At 67.9% G+C, this 18635-nt stretch carries 13 protein-coding genes; 4 read left to right on the top strand and 9 right to left on the bottom strand.

Features of this window, described 5'->3' with window-relative positions:
• Window positions 1-12: 12 nt before the first annotated feature.
• On the bottom strand, window positions 13-489 hold the full coding sequence (locus AC1DWR_RS02820; RefSeq protein ID WP_477613275.1) for an RDD family protein: 477 nt from the start codon (window positions 487-489) through the stop codon (window positions 13-15).
• 132 nt (window positions 490-621) lie between these two features.
• Between AC1DWR_RS02820 and glnA the strand changes: the two genes are divergently transcribed.
• Complete coding sequence (gene glnA, locus AC1DWR_RS02815) at window positions 622-2046, top strand: type I glutamate--ammonia ligase (protein ID WP_477613276.1); 1425 nt, start codon at window positions 622-624, stop codon at window positions 2044-2046.
• A gap of 102 nt (window positions 2047-2148) precedes the next feature.
• Here glnA and AC1DWR_RS02810 read toward each other — a convergent pair whose 3' ends face one another.
• From AC1DWR_RS02810 to AC1DWR_RS02800, 3 genes are read right to left on the bottom strand one after another with little or no spacing between them, the layout of a single operon-like run.
• Complete coding sequence (locus AC1DWR_RS02810) at window positions 2149-2823, bottom strand: response regulator (RefSeq protein ID WP_477613277.1); 675 nt, start codon at window positions 2821-2823, stop codon at window positions 2149-2151.
• The gene (locus AC1DWR_RS02805; RefSeq protein WP_477623609.1) at window positions 2820-4265 is read right to left on the bottom strand and encodes a sensor histidine kinase; all 1446 of its coding nucleotides are present in this window, start codon (window positions 4263-4265) and stop codon (window positions 2820-2822) included. Before AC1DWR_RS02805 ends, AC1DWR_RS02810 begins: the two co-directional genes overlap by 4 nt.
• Before the next feature lie 4 nt (window positions 4266-4269).
• Window positions 4270-6237: an APC family permease gene (locus tag AC1DWR_RS02800; RefSeq protein WP_477623608.1), complete on the bottom strand. Its 1968-nt coding sequence runs from the start codon at window positions 6235-6237 to the stop codon at window positions 4270-4272.
• Window positions 6238-6414: 177 nt separating this feature from the next.
• Between AC1DWR_RS02800 and AC1DWR_RS02795 the strand changes: the two genes are divergently transcribed.
• Window positions 6415-7671, top strand: coding sequence for a YibE/F family protein (locus AC1DWR_RS02795; protein WP_477623607.1), 1257 nt, complete (start codon window positions 6415-6417; stop codon window positions 7669-7671).
• A 35-nt stretch (window positions 7672-7706) separates the two neighbouring features.
• Window positions 7707-8621, top strand: coding sequence for a L,D-transpeptidase family protein (locus tag AC1DWR_RS02790; protein WP_477623606.1), 915 nt, complete (start codon window positions 7707-7709; stop codon window positions 8619-8621).
• Window positions 8622-8669: 48 nt separating this feature from the next.
• Here AC1DWR_RS02790 and AC1DWR_RS02785 read toward each other — a convergent pair whose 3' ends face one another.
• The 5 genes from AC1DWR_RS02785 to AC1DWR_RS02765 form a co-directional block, all read right to left on the bottom strand.
• Window positions 8670-11654, bottom strand: coding sequence for a glycosyl hydrolase (locus AC1DWR_RS02785; RefSeq protein ID WP_477623605.1), 2985 nt, complete (start codon window positions 11652-11654; stop codon window positions 8670-8672).
• A 62-nt stretch (window positions 11655-11716) separates the two neighbouring features.
• Complete coding sequence (locus AC1DWR_RS02780; protein ID WP_477623604.1) at window positions 11717-13969, bottom strand: alpha-L-rhamnosidase; 2253 nt, start codon at window positions 13967-13969, stop codon at window positions 11717-11719.
• 90 nt (window positions 13970-14059) lie between these two features.
• On the bottom strand, window positions 14060-14893 hold the full coding sequence (locus tag AC1DWR_RS02775) for a carbohydrate ABC transporter permease (RefSeq protein WP_477623603.1): 834 nt from the start codon (window positions 14891-14893) through the stop codon (window positions 14060-14062).
• Window positions 14890-15855, bottom strand: a complete 966-nt coding sequence (locus AC1DWR_RS02770) for a carbohydrate ABC transporter permease (RefSeq protein WP_477623602.1) — start codon at window positions 15853-15855, stop codon at window positions 14890-14892. Before AC1DWR_RS02770 ends, AC1DWR_RS02775 begins: the two co-directional genes overlap by 4 nt.
• Window positions 15849-17141, bottom strand: coding sequence for an ABC transporter substrate-binding protein (locus AC1DWR_RS02765; RefSeq protein ID WP_477623601.1), 1293 nt, complete (start codon window positions 17139-17141; stop codon window positions 15849-15851). Before AC1DWR_RS02765 ends, AC1DWR_RS02770 begins: the two co-directional genes overlap by 7 nt.
• Before the next feature lie 283 nt (window positions 17142-17424).
• Here AC1DWR_RS02765 and rhaI point away from each other — a divergent pair, with 283 nt between their 5' ends.
• Window positions 17425-18591, top strand: a complete 1167-nt coding sequence (rhaI, locus tag AC1DWR_RS02760; RefSeq protein WP_477623815.1) for an L-rhamnose isomerase — start codon at window positions 17425-17427, stop codon at window positions 18589-18591.
• Window positions 18592-18635 lie beyond the last annotated feature (44 nt).

Below are 18635 nucleotides of genomic sequence, written 5' to 3'. Positions count from 1 at the left end.
CCTGCCAGTCGGTCAGCTGCGCACGAGGAGGGTGCCAGCCGCCTTGTCGTGCAGGCCGCGACCGTCCTTGTCCCAGAACATCGCGGGCAGGAACATGCACAGCAGCACAGTGCGCACCAGCACCTGGGTGGGCCTGGGCGTGCGACCGTCGAGGGACATCACGCGCAGGCCGACGATGCGGTGGCCGAGGGTGTAGCCGGTCGTGCTGAGCAGGAGGAGGTTCTCCAGGGCGAAGATCGCCAGCAGGATGAGGGTGTCGGTCCCCGAGGCCACTCCCCTGAACGGCAGCGGCACGTGGAACAGCGCCGCCGCGATCAGCTGGCAGGCGGTCCAGTCGATGACGACGCCCACCAGGCGGCGCCCGAACCGGCCCATCGAACCGGCGCCTTCGCGCGGCATACCCAGACGCTCACCGGGGTATGCCGCGGGCGCGCCTGAGCGCGAACCCGGCCCCTGGAGCCACGAACCGATGTCCTTGCGGTCGACCACGCGGAAAGCCTATGTCCGCGTAACACCGGCGAAACATTCGGGTCATGGGCGAGAAATCCCCACCCGTTAGGGTCGACGCCGACACCAGTTGAGCCATGGGCGGATTCGCCCGCCCCACCACAGGAGGTTGGTTTGTTCAGCAATGCTGACGAGGTCCTGAAGTTCATCAAGGACGAGGACGTCATTTTCGTCGACGTGCGGTTCTGTGACCTGCCCGGCGTGATGCAGCACTTCAACGTGCCCGCCAAGAGCCTCGACGCGGAGTTCTTCAAGGAAGGGCAGATGTTCGACGGATCCTCGATCCGCGGCTTCCAGGCCATCCACGAGTCCGACATGAAGCTCATCCCGGACCCCACGAGCGCGTACCTCGACCCGTTCCGCAAGGAAAAGACGCTCATCCTCAACTTCTCCATCGTCGACCCGTTCACCGGCGAGGAGTACTCCCGCGACCCGCGCAACATCGCGGCCAAGGCCGAGGCCTACCTCAAGTCGACAGGGATCGCCGACACCGCGTACTTCGGCGCCGAGGCCGAGTTCTACGTCTTCGACGACGTGCGCTTCGAGACCAAGCAGAACGCCAGCTACTACTACATCAACTCCGTCGAGGCCGCCTGGAACACCGGGCGCGAGGAGGAGGGCGGCAACAAGGGCTACAAGACCCGCTACAAGGGTGGCTACTTCCCCGTCCCGCCGACCGACCACTTCGCCGACATGCGCGACGAGATGACCCTGGCCCTCGAAGCCGCCGGCCTCTCGGTCGAGCGCGCCCACCACGAGGTCGGCACCGCCGGTCAGCAGGAGATCAACTACCGCTTCAACACGCTGAAGCAGGCCGCGGACGACGTGCTGAAGTTCAAGTACATCGTCAAGAACGTCGCGTGGGACGGCGGCAAGACGGTCACCTTCATGCCGAAGCCGATCTTCGGCGACAACGGCTCGGGCATGCACTCGCACCAGTCGCTCTGGAAGGACGGCGAGCCGCTCTTCTACGACGAGCGCGGCTACGGCGGCCTGTCCGACCTGGCCCGCTGGTACATCGGTGGACTCCTCAAGCACGCTCCGGCGCTGCTGGCGTTCACCAACCCGACGGTGAACTCCTACCACCGCCTGGTGCCCGGCTACGAGGCGCCCGTGAACCTGGTCTACTCGGCCCGTAACCGCTCAGCCTGCATCCGCATCCCGATCACCGGCGACAACCCGAAGGCCAAGCGCGTCGAGTTCCGCGTGCCGGACCCGTCGGCCAACCCCTACCTCGCGTTCTCCGCGATGTTGATGGCCGGCCTGGACGGCATCAAGAACCGCATCGAGCCCCCGGAGCCGGTGGACAAGGACCTCTACGAGCTGCCGCCCGAGGAGCACGACGCCATCGCGCAGGTGCCCGGTTCGCTCCCCGAGGTGCTCGCCGCCCTCGAGGCCGACCACGAGTTCCTGCTCGAGGGTGACGTCTTCACCAAGGACCTCATCGAGACCTGGATCGAGTGGAAGCGCAAGAACGAGGTCGACCCGATCCGCTTCCGCCCGCACCCGCACGAGTTCGAGATGTACTTCGATATCTGAGCGAGCGAGAAACGGCGGCTGATCTGCACCAGCAGATCAGCCGCCGTTCTGCTTCGTCCGAGGAGATCGTTGAGCCAGTCGTCTCACTGGCGCAGGGACCAGTTACGGCTCGAAGCGGTAGCCCAGTCCGGGTTCGGTGATCAGGTGGCGCGGCGCGGAAGGGTTCTCCTCGAGCTTGCGCCGCAGCGTTGCCATGTAGACGCGCAGGTAGTTGGTCTCGTCGCCGTAGGAGGGCCCCCACACCTCCTGCAACAGCTGACGGCCGGGGATGAGCTTGCCCGGGTCGCGCACCAGGGCTTCGAGCAGGTGCCACTCGGTCGGCGTGAGGCGCACGTCCTGTCCTGATCGCGTCACGCGTTTGGCCCGTCGGTCGATGACCAGGGCGCCAGCCAGAAGGGTGGGCGCGTCCTCGGCCGGAGCCGCTCGTCGCAGACTCGCGCGCAACCGGGCCAGGAGCTCGTCCATGCCGAACGGCTTGGTGACGTAGTCGTCCGCGCCCGCGTCCAGTGCGTCGACCTTGTCCCCTTGGCCGTCCCGCGCGGAGAGCACGATGATCGGCACGTCGGTCCAGCCACGCAGGCCGCTGACCACGTCGACCCCGTCGATGTCAGGCAGCCCGAGATCGAGGATGACGATGTCGGGCACCTCGGCTGCGGCGGCGTTCAGGGCCGAGGTTCCGTCGGCCACGGCGCGCACGTCGTAGTGGCGGGCGCGCAGGTTGATCGCCAACGCCCGGCGAAGCTGGGGGTCGTCCTCGACGATGAGCACGGTGGTCACGGCGTGGCCGCCGCCGGCAGCAGGAGGGTCATGGTGAGGCCGCCGCCGGGAGTCGCAGATGGCCTGACGGTTCCGCTCATCGCCTCGGTGAAGCCGCGGACAATCGCCAGACCGAGCCCGACCCCGCCAGGAGTGTTGTCGCCGAGGCGCTGGAAGGGAACGAACATCTCGTCCCAGCTCGTCGGGTCGGCGCCGGGTCCCTGGTCGCTCACGCGGATCTCGACGACTGCGGGGTCGGGGGCCGGCAGGGCGGCGACGGTCACCTGGCCCCCTTCGGGGGTGTACCGGAGGGCGTTGTCGACGAGGTTCGCCAGGACGCGCTCGAGCAGGCCACCGTCGGCCATGACGGGTGGCAGTCCCTCCGCGATGTCGAGGACGACGCAGTGGGTGTCGTGGCCGATCAGTGCTCGGGAGGCAACCTCCTCGACGTCCACGGGATGAGCGTGCACGGACAACGCGCCAGCCTGGAGGCGGCTCATCGCCAGCAGGTTGTCGACGAGGGCGGCGAGCCTGTCTGCGCCGTCCTCGATGGTGGCCAGCAGCTCGTCCTGCTCGCCCGGCTCCCAGGCCACATCGGGCTGCCGCAGCCCGGACGCAGCGGTCTTGATGCCCGCCAGCGGCGTGCGCAGGTCATGCCCCACGGCTGTCAGCAGCGCGGATCGGACCCGGTCGGTCTGCGCGAGCTGTTCGGCTCGACTGGCCTCCTCGGCCAGGCGCGCGGTCTCCCACGCGCGGCCGGCAGTCCCGGCCAGGGCTTGCAGCAGGACTCGGTCCTCGGCGAACACGGGGCGGCCGTACCCGAGCAGGCTCAACGAGTCGGACGCCGGGATCGACAGCACCGGCGACCCGTGGGGGGTGGGACCAACCGATGCCACCGGCCGCTGGACGTCGGTGTGCGGGGCGAGGACCACAGTGCTCATGCTGTACAGCTGGCGCACCTGGTCGAGCACCCGCTCCACGCTGACGCCCTGCATCTCGGCGGAGCTCAGGTTCGCGACCATGTGGGTCTGGAGCCGGTTTCGCTCCGCCTTCGCGCGGTTCCGTGCACCGACCTCGACGGTGACGCTGACGATCGCGGCGGCCAGGACGAACACCACGAGGTCGGCCAGGGCTGCGGGTTCGCCGACCGTGAACGTGTGGAATGGCGGGGTGAGGAACCAGTTCGCGAGGAGGAAGCCGCCGACCGCGGCGAGCAGTCCCGGCAGCATCCCGCCGACGACGGCGATCACCACGACCGCCAACAGGTAGATCAGCAGCACGCTCTCACCGGTCCCGGAGCCGCGCAGCCCCACCATGACCCATGTGAGCAGTGGCAGCCCGACGAGGCACAGGCCGAGGCCGATGAGCAGCCGCCGTCGTGACAGGCCGATGACCCTCGACGGTGGCACGGTTGCAGGAAGGAGGGGGACGATGAGCTCTGCGTCCCGCGCGGCCCGCTGCATGTCCTCAGCGTGACACACGTGCGTCGCGGGACAGGGACAGGTCCTCCACTTCGACCGGGGGGTCGGCGGAGAGCTGCCAGGGCACTGAGGTGACCATGACCCCGGGCTCGAACAGGAGGCGAGCCTTCAACCGCAGTGCGCTCTGGTTGTGCAGCAGCTGTTCCCACCACCGACCGACCACGTACTCCGGGATGAACACCGACACGACGTCGCGGGGATGGTCGCGCAAGAGCTCGCGGACGTGCTCGACCACGGGGCGGGTCATGTCGCGGAACGGCGAGTCCAGGACGGTCAGCTCGACCGGGATGTCGCGCTCGATCCACTGCGCAGTCAGTCGTTCCGTGTCGGCAGCGCTGGTGCGCACCGTGACTGCCCGCAGGCTCGCCGGCCTGGTCGCGCGGGCGAACGCCAGCGCGCGCAGCGTGGGTGCGTGCAGCCTCGACACGAGCACCAGGGTGTGGATGTGGGCAGGGAGGACCACCCCGCCGGCAGCCGGGCGAAGCGCTCGGGCCACCGTCCGGTAGTGCCTGCGGATGAGCGTCATGAGCGCGATGAGCAAGGGCATGGCGACCACGACCAGCCAGGCACCGTGGGTGAACTTGGTGACCAGGACGATGACCAGCACCAACCCGGTCACCGCAGCGCCCACAGCATTGATCGCCAGCTTGCGCCTGGTACGTGCCCGGTCCCGTGGCGCTGCTGGTCCGACCAACAGCTGCTGCCAGTGCCGAACCATCCCGGCCTGGCTGAGGGTGAAGGAGACGAACACCCCGATGATGTAAAGCTGGATCAGGCGAGTGGTGTTCGCATCGAAGGCCCACAACAGACCGACCGCCAAAAGCGCCAGGATGACGATTCCGTTGGAGAACACGAGCCGGTCCCCGCGACGAGCGAACTGTCGCGGCAGGTAGCCGTCCTCCCCCAACAGCGAGGCGAGGATCGGGAAACCGTTGAACGCGGTGTTGGCAGCCAGGACGAGGATGGCTGCCGTGAACGCCTGGACCGCGTAGAAGCCGATGCTGCCCCCACCGAAGACGGCACCAGCGATCTGGGCGATCACCGTCTTCTGGATGTACCCGTCAGGAGCACCGGTGAGCATGGTGGGGTCATGAGCGACGTGGACCTTCGCGATCAGCGCCATCGCGGTCAGGCCGACGAACATCACGATGGTCAGGACCCCCATGATCGCCAGGGTGTCGGCGGCGTTGCGGCTCTTGGGTCGTTTGAAGTTGGGCACCCCGTTGCTCACGGCCTCGACGCCGGTCAACGCGGTACAGCCCGAGGCAAAGGCTCGGAGCGCGAGGGCAAGCACGAGCAACCCTGAGACGTGGCTTTCGGCGTGTATGCCGAGTGGTGCGGACTCAGCGACCGGTGGCGCCCCGATCGCGGTCCGGTACATCCCGAGGGCGAGCATGACGAGGACGCAGGCGACGAACCCGTAGGTGGGGACGGCGAACGCGGCTCCGGACTCCTTGATCCCGCGCAGGTTGACCAGGGCGAGCAGGGCCACCAGCACCACGGACAGCGTGAGGGCGTGGGGCGCGAGCGCCGGGACCGCGGAGACGATGTTGGCCACTCCTGCCGCCACCGACACCGCGACGGTGAGCACGTAGTCGACGAGCAGGGCGCTGGCCGCCACGAGGGCCGCGCTTCGCCCCAGGTTGGCCCGGCTGACGGCATACGCCCCGCCACCGTTCGGGTAGGCGTGACACGTCTGCCGGTAGGAAAGGACGACCACGACGAGCAGCAGCACGACTCCGGCGGCCACGAGCGGGGTGAGGTGAAGCAGGGTCAGCCCACCCATGCTCAGAACCAGGAGGATCTCCTCGGTGGCGTACGCGTTGGACGACAGCGGGTCGCTGCAGAACACGGGCAGAGCCAGCTTCTTCGGCAGCAGGGTCTCCCCCATCTGGGAGCTCAGCAGTGGTCGGCCCACCAGGAGGCGCTTGGGCATGCGCAGCAGTTCGGTCACGACCCGACTGAAACACCGGTGCGACCGCGCGGCCCCGGCTCTTGACGCATCCTTAGCGCGCGCGACGGCAATCTTGACGGCCTCTTGGCCCAGCACCCCGTGCCCTCAGGGAGGGCACGCGGCGAGGGCCAGCCTCAGCGCATAAGGTGCGCAGTGCGATCCACGAGAGAGGTACCCATGGCAGGCTCCCACCGGCATACCAACACGAGCGCTCACCCGCCGACACCGGTGTGGATGCGGGTCGCGCTGGGCGCCGCCGTCCTGGTCATCGCCGTCGTGACGGCAGCCGGCATGTGGGTCCTGCGTCCCACTGGCGAGGGCCGTCCGGCCTTGCGCGACAGCGCCGTCGCCGGCGTCGAGTACCTCCACGGCACCGTCACCTCGATCGCCCCCCTGGACTGTGACCAGTTCGGGGCACCCGACACCGCGATCACCAAGGATCCAGCGACCGCGAAGTGTGGACGGGCCAAGGTCGAGATCCGCACCGGCCCGGAGAAGGGATCCGAGGTCACCGTCGACCTGCCCCCCGATGCGAGACGTGCGGGGACTGGCATCGGCCTCGTGGTGCTCAAGGTCCCCGGCGAAGGAGAGGGGTCTCCCTACACCTTCTATGACATCGAGCGCGGCGCTCCCCTGACGTGGCTGGCGGTCGCTTTCGGCCTCACCGTCATCGCCGTCGCCCGGTGGCGCGGCCTGCGGTCGTTGGTCGGCCTCGCCGTCGCCGGCGCGGTGGTCGTCAAGTACCTCATGCCTGCGCTGCTCGATGGGCGCAGCCCTGTGGCGGTCGGCCTCTTCTCCTCCGCAGCGATCATGATCGTGGTGCTGTACCTGGCTCACGGCGTCTCGGCCCGCACGACGACCGCACTCCTGGGGACCTTCGCCGGCCTGGGGATCACCGCTGGCGTCGGCACGCTGGCAGTGGCGCAGGCGCACCTGAACGGCGTGAGCAGTGAGGACAACGCCGCCCTGCAACAGGTGGCCCAGCAGATCGACCTGCGCAACCTGCTGACCTGCGGCATCATCCTCGCCGGTCTGGGCATCCTCAACGACGTGACGATCACGCAGAGCTCCGCCGTCTGGGAGCTGTACGACGCTGCCCCGACCATGCCGCCGCTGCGGCTGTACCAACAGGCCATGCGCATCGGGCGCGACCACATCGCCTCCACCGTGTACACGGTCGTGTTCGCCTACGCCGGCGCCGCTCTGCCGGTCCTGCTGCTCATCAGCCTGGTCAACCAGCCCGTCGCGCGGATCCTGACCAGCTCCGACATCAGCGAGGAGATCGTGCGCACGATGGCCGGCGGCATCGGCCTGGTCCTTGCTGTCCCGGTCACCACCGCACTCGCCACCCTCGTCGTGCGCTCCCTCCAAGCCGGCGCGACTGCGGCCACCACCCCGCACGCGGACGTGGTTCCGGGGCGATCCGCAGGCTGACGAAGTTCACGAGGAGGCGGCCGTAGACTCGCGGCATGTCGGGTGGCAGCCGCTCCAGCGCAGGCCGACAGGCCCGCGCTGCCAGCCATGCCGGCTCACACCGCACACCACGCAGGTACCCACCCCGTATCGAGCGGTTGGCCGCGACCGTGACGATGCTGGCGCTGGGGACGGCTCTCGGCCTTGCTGGCCTCGCGACCATGGGGATCGGCCCGTTCAGCGGGCCGGCAGGCCAGCATGAGCAACCGGCAGCCGCCAACGGGCCCCAGGACACCCCCTCGCCCGGAACGTCGGCGAGTGGAGCAGTCTCCGCGGTCCCTGACCCGGCCGCCTCCCCCACCCCCTCCACCACCACAGCCGCCCCGCGGACCCTCCCTGTCGGCGCACGGACGCGCAGCACCATTGCAGGACACACCAGACAGGTGGTGGTGGTTCGTGGAGCGACCGCGACGTCGAGTGCGGCCACTGTCGAGTTCTACGAGCGCACGGCAGCGGACTGGATGCTCGTGGCCGCTTGGCGGGGACACGTCGGCAAACGGGGCTGGGCCACCAGCCACGTCGAAGGCGACCTCAAGACTCCGGTCGGCACCTTCACCCTCAGCGCGGCAGGCGGGCGCAAGGCCAATCCCGGATCCCAGCTGCCCTACCACCGGTCGGCAGCGTTCGAGCCTCCTCCCAAGCAGCCGGGCTTCGGGGACTCGACGGCGGACGCGTTCGACTACGTCATCGCCGTCGACTACAACCGCGTTCCCGGCCGGTCGCCCCTCGACCAGTCACGACCTCTTGGCGACCGACGCGGCGGTGGCATCTGGCTACATGTGGACCACGACGGTCCCACGCACGGTTGCGTCTCCCTCCCCGCTGAGGGTGTGCGCTACCTCCTGCTGCACCTCGCTCCCGAGTCACATCCCGTCGTGGTCATGGGGCATGCGGCCCAGCTCAAGCTCTGAGGTTCAGGGGCGCCTCGTTGGTGCCTCGCGCGCCATATCGGGTCGGGGTCACTGCCCCGTCGCCTCCCGGATGAGACGGACGGGACCGAGGAGGCCGTGATCGTGCACGTCGGTTGTCTGCATCTGTGGTTCCCCACCTGAGATCTGCCAGATGATGTCGGGCACCTTCTCGTAGTAACCCCGGGCGAGCAGCCGGTTGTTCAGTGAACTCGACACCCGGACGGTCAGCGTGTTGGCACCCGCGCGCAGGTCGTCGGTGACGTCGACGACGGGACAGGACGTGTCGAAGCCTTTTGCCTCGGCATCGTTGATCCGCACGGAGCCGAGGGCGCCGGCGGTGGAGCCGAGGTGGAGGAGGTGGCGGCGCCCCTCCAGCGGCTCATGGTCGAGCTGCAGCGTGGTGGTGTACTCACCCACGCCGGACACCTCGGGTCCGACCTCGGGCAGGTCCTTCCAGGGCCGCAGTGCTCCTGTCCCGGCTTCGAGGCGCGAGACTGCCGTCAGAGGCCGGACCTCGCGGGTCTGGTAGCCGAGCCCGCGGTCCTCGGTGATGACCTTGAGCTCCCCCGCGTCCCAGCTCTCGACAGCGATCGTCCACTCGGCCGGCTCGACAACCGTCTCGAACGAGGTCGCATCGACGTCGACGTCGGTGGTGTCGGGGGCGGTGGTGTCAGGGGCGGTGGTGTCCCCGCGGTCCAGAGTGAGCAGCACGGTCTCACCCGGTGCGAGCGCCACCCGCAGGATGGTTCGATCGCCCTCCCCCACGCTCGGGTACGGCCGGATCGCCCCCGTCCACCCGTCGATCCGGTGCGCACGTCCCTGACCCGGAAGTGCTACCTCGACCTCGACGGGCGCTCCCGTCTCGTAGAGGAAGTGGTACAGGTACAAGTGCAGCAGCTCACCGTCCTCGCGCAGGTGGGACAGCACGCTGCGGTTCTCGTTGGTGAACTCGGCGCGTCCCGCGACGCCAAGGTCTCGCAGTGCCTCGACGGTCTCTGCGGGATCGTCGATCGCCACGACGGTGGGTTGGGCGAGGAGCTCGGCCATGGTGCGGGCCAGCTCATCGTCGCGTCCGTCGAGTCCGGGTGTCTGTGCGGCGGCACGCTCATGGGTCCTGTGAAGGTCCTTGATGAGCAGCTTCAGCTCGCGCGCGCCGTTCACGACGAGCACCTTCAGCCCCTGGCGAGCCCACTCGAGGAGCTTGGCGGCGACGTCCGGGTCGAACTCGCTCTGGTACACGATCAGCGCTTGGTAGCCGGGACCATTCGGCTGGACGAGCCCGTCGGCAAGGGTGACGTCATCGCGCAGCAGGAGGGAGCCGTCGAAGAACTCGTAGGTCCAGCCGGCGTCCTGCATGCCGAGGTCCTGCCACCAGTGGTTCTGTCGGTTGCGCATCCAGAGGCGGCCATAGGCCTCCTCGTCGTGGGTGCGGGTGCCGTCCGCGCCGAGGAACCCGATGCCGGACATGTTGTCGGTGAAGTGGTCGGTGCGCAGGATGCCGACATCGACGCGGGGGTTTCCCTGCCGCAGGACGCACTGGTAGCGGCCCAGCGCGTCATTCCACAGCGGGTAGAACTCCGACCCCGGCTGCCTGGTGTCGAACCGCTCGGAGAACATGGACCACATGCCCTCGTGTCCGGGCCACTCGGTCACACCTTCGGCGCCGGCGGTGCTGGCCCAGCCGTGCAGGACGGTCTTGGTGATGCCGGCGGCCAGCTGGGTGGCGATGATCTGGTCGTAGAACCGGTGGTCGAGGATGTGGTTGCGGGTGGTGGCGCCGGTCTCCGACGAGTACTGCTTGCCGAACAGGTGAGCCGGACCGGCCATCAGCCGGTAGGCATCGATCTGGGAAGCGAACTCCAGTGACTCCGTCTCGATGCCGTCGACCTCCGGGCCCGGTCGGGTGAGCTCGAACGGCAGGCCATAGCTGATCTCCGCGCGGAGCGTCATGCCGTTGTCGTGGAGGAACGCCGCGAACGGGCGGAGCATGTTCTCGATGTAGAGGTCGGTGAGGGTGCGGACGTAGTCGAAGCGGACCTTCTCGACCGTGACTTGGTGCTCCTCGGTGGCCTCGTTGTGGTAGGTCGTCGCCGCCGCCATCATGAACACCGTCCGGGTGAGGAAAGGCAGCCAGGGCTGGATGTCGTAGCCGCGGCGTGTCCGAAACTCGTCGGCCACCGTGCGGCCCCAGAACACGCCACCGGCTCCGGTCGTGAACAGCTCGAGGGAGTCCATGTACATCTGGGCGCGCGGGTTGCGGGCGATCTGCTCTCGGAGCTCGGGAGTGAGCACCACGGCGTCCCAGTAGCGGATCACCTCCTGCGCGCCATCAGGGTCGAGGTAGTTGACGGTGTAGTTGACCAAGGCCGCAGGAGACGCTGTCTGCCCGGTCCCGTGCGTCCAGTAGGTGAAGATCCGCCAGGAGCCGAGGTCCGGGGCAGTCCACGCCAGCGCCTCGTCCTGGACGAGACCCGTCAGGTCCACCACGGAGTCGACGTCCAGGACAGCGCCAATCTCCGTCTCCTCCACCACGCGGGCGGCCAGGACCGAGACGAAATGCTGCTTGCGGATCTCACCGCGGTGCCCGGGGAGCACCTGCTGTACCACTTCAGCATCGAGGTCGATGCGGGGCAGGGCGCCCCGTCGCGAAGCCCCGCCCTGGAGCTCCTCGATGACGACGTCCAGCTCCTTGGCCGCTGCGGGGTGGTCGGCGTCGATGGTCGGGAGGTTCGCGTTCGACCAGTTCGTCCCCGACGTGAAGCTGACCGACATACCCCGCTTGGTGGTCTCCTCGACGACGATCTGCGAGTCGTGCACCCACTCCTCGGCCCCCCACCCGTAGCGGGTGTGGTCGATGTCGCCCTCGTCCATGGCGAGGAACTCCATCCCGCCGAAACCCAGTCGATGGGCGGTGTCGATCTCGTGTCGCAGGGTCTCGTCGGTGTGCAGTCCCTCGGCGAGCCACCAGCGCAGCTCGGGCCGGTACTCGATCGCAGGGTCCTTGATGAGCCGGCTGAGGTCGTCCAGGGTCATGCTGCAGTCCTTTGCTCGCGGTGGAAGTCCCGGGATCGGTGGGCTCGGTGCAGGGGCCGGCTCTAGCCGGTGAACTCGTGGTCCCCAGCACTCACGGTCTGCTCCGTGCCGTCGGGCAGGCGCACCGTCGCCTCGACGCCCTCGGGGACCGTCACCCGGACGGACAGCCGTCGGTCGTCATCCAAGGCCCAGTCAGTGGCGATGGTGCCGTGCCTCGTGTCGAGAGCACCCCTGGCCCAGGTCAGCCCTCCGCCTGGCTGTGGGGCGATGAGGACGCGGTCGTACCCGGGCGAGAGGGGCGCGATGCCGGCGATGGTCCGGTGCATCCAGTCGGCCACGGCACCCAGGGCGTAGTGGTTGAAGCTCGTCATCTCGCCGGGGTTGATGGTGCCGTCCGGGAGCATGGAGTCCCACCGTTCCCAGACCGTCGTGGCACCCATGGTGACCGGGTACAGCCAGGACGGGCACTCTCGCTCGAGGAGCAGGTTGTAGGCGTCGTCGAGGTGCCCCGTGTTGGTCAGTGCGTCCGTTACGAAGGGCGTCCCGGCAAACCCGGTCGAGATGCGGAAACCATTCTGCCGCACCAGTTCTGCGAGTCTGTCGCCCGCACCCTGGCGGTCGGCCCCGTCGAGCAGACCGAACTCGATGGCCAGGGCATAGACCGTGGCACAGTCGCTCACGATGCGGCCGCCCTCGGTGACGTAGTGCTTCAGGAAGGCGCTGCGCACTCGGTCCGCAAGGTCCGAGAAGTATCCGGCGTCGTCGCTCTCACCCACGAGCTCGGCTGTCGCGGACACCTGGCGCAGGGTGCGGTAGTAGCAAGCGGTCGCGACGACGCCGTTGTCGGCCTTGGCCTTGAACGGCTCGTCCGGGGGTGCCTGCGGGTCCAGCCAGTCGCCGAACTGGAACCCGGTGTCCCACAGGCCGGTGTCAGACAGCATGCCCTCCACCCGGCGGGCGTGCGCCGTCATGGCCGGGTACTGGCGGCCGAGCGCCTCCCGGTCTCCGTACGCCTGGTAGAGCGCCCAAGGCACCCAGACGGCCGCGTCGCTCCAGACAGCGGTGCTGTTCGGAGTGGGGAACTCGGCCGGGATCTCCATGTACTTCAGGACATCTGGCACCACGAACGGCACCATGCCATCGGCGTGGCTCTGCTCGAGGTCGACGTCGACCAGCCAGCTGGAGAGGAAACCAGACACGTCATAGAGGTATGCCGCCGTGGGGGCGAAGGCGGCGATGTCACCGGTCCAGCCCAGGCGCTCGTCGCGTTGCGGGCAGTCGGTGGGGACGTCGAGGAAGTTGCCCTTCAGGCCCCAGACCACGTTGCGGTGCAGCTGGTTGAGCATCTCGTCGGAGCTCTCGAACGTCCCCGTTCGCGCGAGGTCGGAGTGGACCACGACGGCCTCGAGCGAGCCCTCAGTGAGCTCACCCGGCCAACCGGTCACCTCGGCATACCGGAAGCCGTGGAAGGTCTTGGTGGGCTCGAAGGTGTCCACTCCCCCGCTGAGGACGAACCGGTCCGTGGCCAACGCGCTGCGCAGCGGCCGGGTGCCCAGCTCGTCGTGCTCGAGGACCTCGGCATGACGGATGGTGACCTCGGTGCCGGCCTCGCCCTGCACGGAGAAGCGGAGCCAGCCGACCAGGTTCTGCCCGAAGTCGACCAACGTCGCGCCCGCCGGTGAGGTCCACACCTTCACCGGTGCCACGACTTCCTGACGACGGACGGGAGGCCCGAGGTAGGGCTCGAGTCGCGCGGTGTCATGGCTGACCGCGTGCACTCCGGACCAACCGTCGAGGGCCGCCTCGGGCAGCGTCCAGTCGGACGACTCCAGCCGGGCGTCGATGGTCTGGCCGTCGTAGAGGTCGTTGGCGAGCGTGGCGGAGGGACCTGCCTGCCAGGTGGCGTCCGTGCCCACGACCTGGTGGTGTCCGTCCTCGAAGTCGAGGTGCAGCTCCGCCAGGGCCGCCAGCTCCGAGCCGTACAACGCCCGGCGACCGTCCCACCCGAGACGGCCGCGGAACCAGCCGTTGCCGAGCGCGAGCCCCAACACCGAGGTGTCCGAGACCAGCGACGTGACCTCGTAGCTGCGGTAGCGCAGCCGCCACTCGTAGCTGGTCCATCCCGGCGTGAGCACCTCGTCGGACACTGGCGCGCCGTTGAGGGTCGGTTCAACGATCCCGTGCGCCGTGACGAAGAGTGTCGCGCGGACCACGGCGCCATGGCCCTGGTCGAGCGCAAACTCCTTGCGCAGCACGGGGGCGCCGGCGAAGTCCTCGTCGGGGGCGATCAGGGCTGCGGACCAGTCGTGGGTCATGTCTGCCTTTCAGGAGAACGGTGAGAGCGTCACGGGATCGGGGAAGGAAGGGTCGGGTTGGCGGGCCCTGCGCCCACCTGGCGAAGGGCGTCAGCCCTTGACGGCGCCGGACGTCATGCCGGCGACGATCTTGCGGTTGAAGAAGATGAAGAGGACCAGCGGCGGCAGCGTCACGAGCACGATGTCCATGAAGAGCAGGTTGTACTGCGTGCTGAACTGGCTGAGGAAGTTGTACAGCGTGAGCTGCACCGTGGCGTTCTCGTCACCAGGCAGGAAGTACAGCGGGTTGACGAAGTCGCTGTAGATGAAGACCGAGCTCGTGAGGATCACCGTGATCGTGACTGGCCGCAGGAGCGGGAAGATCACCCGGAAGAAGAGGGACAGCCCGGTGCACCCGTCGATCATGGCCGCCTCGTCCAGCTCTCGCGGGATGGCGGCGACGAACGCGCGGAAGAGCAGGACGCAGAACGCCATCTGGAAGGCGACCTCGACGAGGATCAGTCCGGGCAGAGTCTTGAAGAGGTGCAGCTGCTGGAGCACCCAGATCGTCGGCACGACGGCCGGGGGGATGATCAGCCCGGAGATCACCAGCACGTTGGCGAGGTTTGCCACCCGCCCGGGCCGGCGCTGGATGACATAGCCGACCATCGAGCAGAGCACCACCAGGATGGCCACCGAGACGACGGTGAGGATGGTGCTGTTCTTGAAGGCCGTGAGCAGCATCCCGTCCCTGGCGGCGAATGCCTCCTTGATGTTGTCGACGACAGCCCAGTCGGTGGGCAGCGAGAACTTCAGGTCGGCGGACTCGAACTCGTCCTTGGACGCGGTGAGGAACATGAAGACGAACGGGACGACGAAGACGACCAGGGCGACCACCACGGCCAGTACCTCGAGTGAGACACGCCTCAGGGCTCGTGTCCTCATGACTCCACCTCCTTCGAGTTGAAGTACCGGAACAGCGGAAAGATGATCAGGGACACCAGGACGAACAGGACGACGTTGCCCGCCGTCGCCAGGCCGTAGAAGCCGGCCTGGTACTGCTTGTAGATCACCGAGGCGATCACGTCACTGCTGAACCCGGGCCCGCCCCCGGTCATCGTCCAGATGAGGTCGAACGACCTGAGACCCCCGATGAGGGAGAGCAGGATCACGGTGAACGTGGCCGGGCGGGCGAGCGGGAGGGTGATGTTCCTGAACTTGGTCCAGGCACTGCCGCCGTCGACGTCGACGGCCTCGTAGTAGTCCTTGGGAATGGCGAGGATGCCCGCGATGTAGATCAGCGTCGCGAGTCCGACGCCCTTCCACACGTCGACGAGAGCCACCGAGATCAGGGCGAGGCTGGGGTCACCGAGCCAGTCGGGAGAGGTGATGCCGACCTTGCTCAGGACGGTGGCAACGAGGCCGAAGTCCGGCTGCAGCAGCACGCTGAAGGTGATGCCGACGGCCACCGTGCTCACGAGGACGGGGAAGAACACCACCGACCGAAGGAGGCCACGAGAGCGGATCGGCCCGGTCAGCAGGACTGCGAAGAGCATCCCGAGCACCACCTTGAGGCCACTGGTGAGGACCGCATAGATCAGCGTGTTCTTCATGCCGCTGACCAGCGACTGCTCTGAGAAGAACTGCTTGAAGTTGTCGAGACCGATGAACTCTGAGTCGAACAGGGTCCAGCGAGTGAGGGAGTAGTAGAAGGCGATCACGGTCGGCACCAGGAAGATCAGGCCGTAGATGACCGCTGCGGGCGCGTAGAACCAGTACGAGTAGGTCCGAGCGCGGAGGTTGCGGGCGCCACCGGACCGGGCCTGCTTCCGGGTGGGCCGACCGGCCCCCGCGTCACCGCGGGGACCGGTCGTCCGAGTCTGGCTCGGGGTGGCGCTGGTTACCATCCCGGCAGTCCCAGCTGCTTCGCCTGCTTGGTCACGTCGGCGTCGTACTGCGCGGCACCGTCCTTGCCCGAGGTCTGACCAGTCTCCACGGCGACGGTGATCTGCTCGAGCGACGGGCCCTTGACCGGCGACAGGAACTCGAGGGCCGGGGTCGTCGCCTTGGCGTCGATGTAGGCCTGGAGGTCCTGGGCGACCGGCGGGGCATCGGCGGGCACCTTCGAACCGGTCACCATGTAGGGGCCAGTCGGCGGGGCCGCGGAGGAGTACACCTCGGAGCCGGCGGGCGAGGCCACGAAGGCGATGAACTTCTTGGCCGCGTCGATGTTCTTGCTGTTCTTGGGGATGTACTGACCGTTACCGGGCCAGATGGTGGCGCCGTTCTTGCTGGCGTCGTCACCCGGGATCCCGAAGAAGCCGATCTTGGCGGCGTCCTCCTTCGACAGCGTGCCGACTGGGAACGTGAGCAGCGGGTACTGGCCGGCCTTGCCACTGGCCAGCAGCTTCATGCCCTGGTCGAAGGTGGTGGAGCCGGCACTCTTGTTGAGCCAGCCCCTGGCCTTCGCCTCTGCGGTCTTCTCGAAGCCCTTCACCGCCGTCGGATCCGTCGCGTACTTGACCTTGTTCGCGGTGTAGTCGGCAGCGAAGCTGGGGTTGGCCGAAGCGACGTTGTGGAAGTCGCCGAGAACGAACAGCTGGGACGTCCAGGTGTCCTTGAAGCTGCCCACCACCGCGGTGATCCCCGCTGCCTTGATCTTGTCGCTGTTCGACTCGAACTCCGACCACGTCTTGGGGACCGACAGCCCGAGCTTGGAGTAGACGTCCTTGTTGTAGAGGATGCCGCCGCCCATCACGGTGCCCACGGGAGCGCCGTAGACCTTGCCGTTCTGCGTGACCGTGGGCAGGAACGCGGGGTCGGTGTCCTTGAGCGCCGCGTCGCCGGTCAGGTCGACCAGGTTCTTCTCCGGGCTCAGCGCCTGCAGGAGCGACCCGGAGTTGTACCAGAACACGTCTGCCATGTCGCCGGTCGACAGCTTCGTCTTGACCAGGTTGTCGCCGTCGGCGCCACCCGGCCGGGACTCCAGCTTGACAGTGATGGTCGGGTTCGCCTTCTCGAAAGCCGCCGCGAGCGCCTTCGCAGGCTTCACCGTCGTCTCGGCGTTGTCGGTCAGCAGCGTGATCGTCGTCTTGCCGGACGAGCTGGCATCACCACCACCACAGGCAGCAAGCGACACGACGGCAGTTGCAGCAACGACGGTTGCCGCGAACTTTGAACGGGAAATCTTCATGGGTACCTCCACAGCATTGGGGCGCGTATCCGCGTTGGTCTCACGTCCTGTTTTGAATCGCTTCATTTCCTGACGTGGCTCCAAGGTAAGGGTGCCACTTGAACCTGTCAACCATTCATTCGCGATTTATTCCGGCCTCACAGGCCCTTGACATCAAGCCATGCGGCCCTAGGCGCCCTCTCCTGCGAGCAGTCCACAGTTCGGCGTTGACGTGCGCCGGTCCATGCTGTTTACTCCACTCAACTGAAGCGCTTCATTTACACTCATGAACGGACGGTCACGGATGAACACCTTCGCCGACATCGCAGACCGGCTCGCCGAGCAGGCGATCGAGCTGCCCTCCTGGGCGTTCGGCAACTCGGGCACGCGCTTCAAGGTCTTCACCACCCCGGGCACGCCGCGCACGGTCGAGGAGAAGCTCGCGGACGCGGCCCAGGTGCACCGGCTGACGGGGCTCGCGCCGTCGGTGGCCCTCCACATCCCGTGGGACAAGGTGGACGACTACGACAAGCTCGGCCGCTTCGCCGAGGACCTGGGTTTGCGCCTGGGCACGATCAACTCCAACTCGTTCCAGGACGACGACTACAAGTTCGGCAGCCTCACCAACGTGGACGAGCGCATCCGCGCCAAGGCCATCGCCCACCACGTCGAGTGCATCGACATCATGGACGTCACCGGGAGCCGGGACCTGAAGATCTGGCTCGCCGACGGCACCAACTACCCCGGTCAGGGCGACCTGCGCGACCGTCAGGACCGCCTGGCCGACAGCCTCCAGCAGGTCTACGCCCGCCTCGGCGAGCACCAGCGGCTGGTCCTCGAGTACAAGTTCTTCGAGCCCGCCTTCTACGCCACCGACGTCCCCGACTGGGGCACCTCGCTGGTCCACTGCCTGGCCCTGGGCGACAAGGCGAGCGTGTGCCTCGACACCGGCCACCACGCCCCCGGCACCAACATCGAGTTCATCGTCGCCCAGCTGCTGCGGCTGGGTCGGCTGGGCTCCTTCGACTTCAACTCGCGCTTCTACGCCGACGACGACCTCATCGTCGGGGCGGCCGACCCGTTCCAGCTGTTCCGCATCCTCTACGAGGTGATCCGCGGCGGCGGCTACGGCGACGACAGCGACGTGGCCTTCATGCTCGACCAGTGCCACAACGTCGAGGACAAGATCCCCGGCCAGATCCGGTCGGTGCTCAACGTCCAGGAGATGACGGCCCGGGCCCTGCTCGTCGACCGTGAGGCGCTGCGCGCAGCCGAGCGCGCCGGTGACGTGCTGGGCGCCAACGGGGTCCTCATGGACGCCTTCTACACCGACGTGCGCGCCGACCTCGCGGACTGGCGCGCCAGCCGCGGGCTGCCCGCCGACCCCCTGAAGGCGTACGCCGCCAGCGGCTACCAGGACCGTATCGCCGCCGACCGTGTCGGCGGCACGCAGGCCGGCTGGGGCGCCTGAGCCTCCATCGCCTGACCGTCACCGATCCCCCCGAGCTCATCCCG

Source organism: Pedococcus sp. P2_E2 (genome assembly GCF_056403955.1).
The sequence above is the reverse complement of the archived record's forward strand: the minus strand, read 5'-3'. Positions and strand labels throughout refer to the sequence as shown.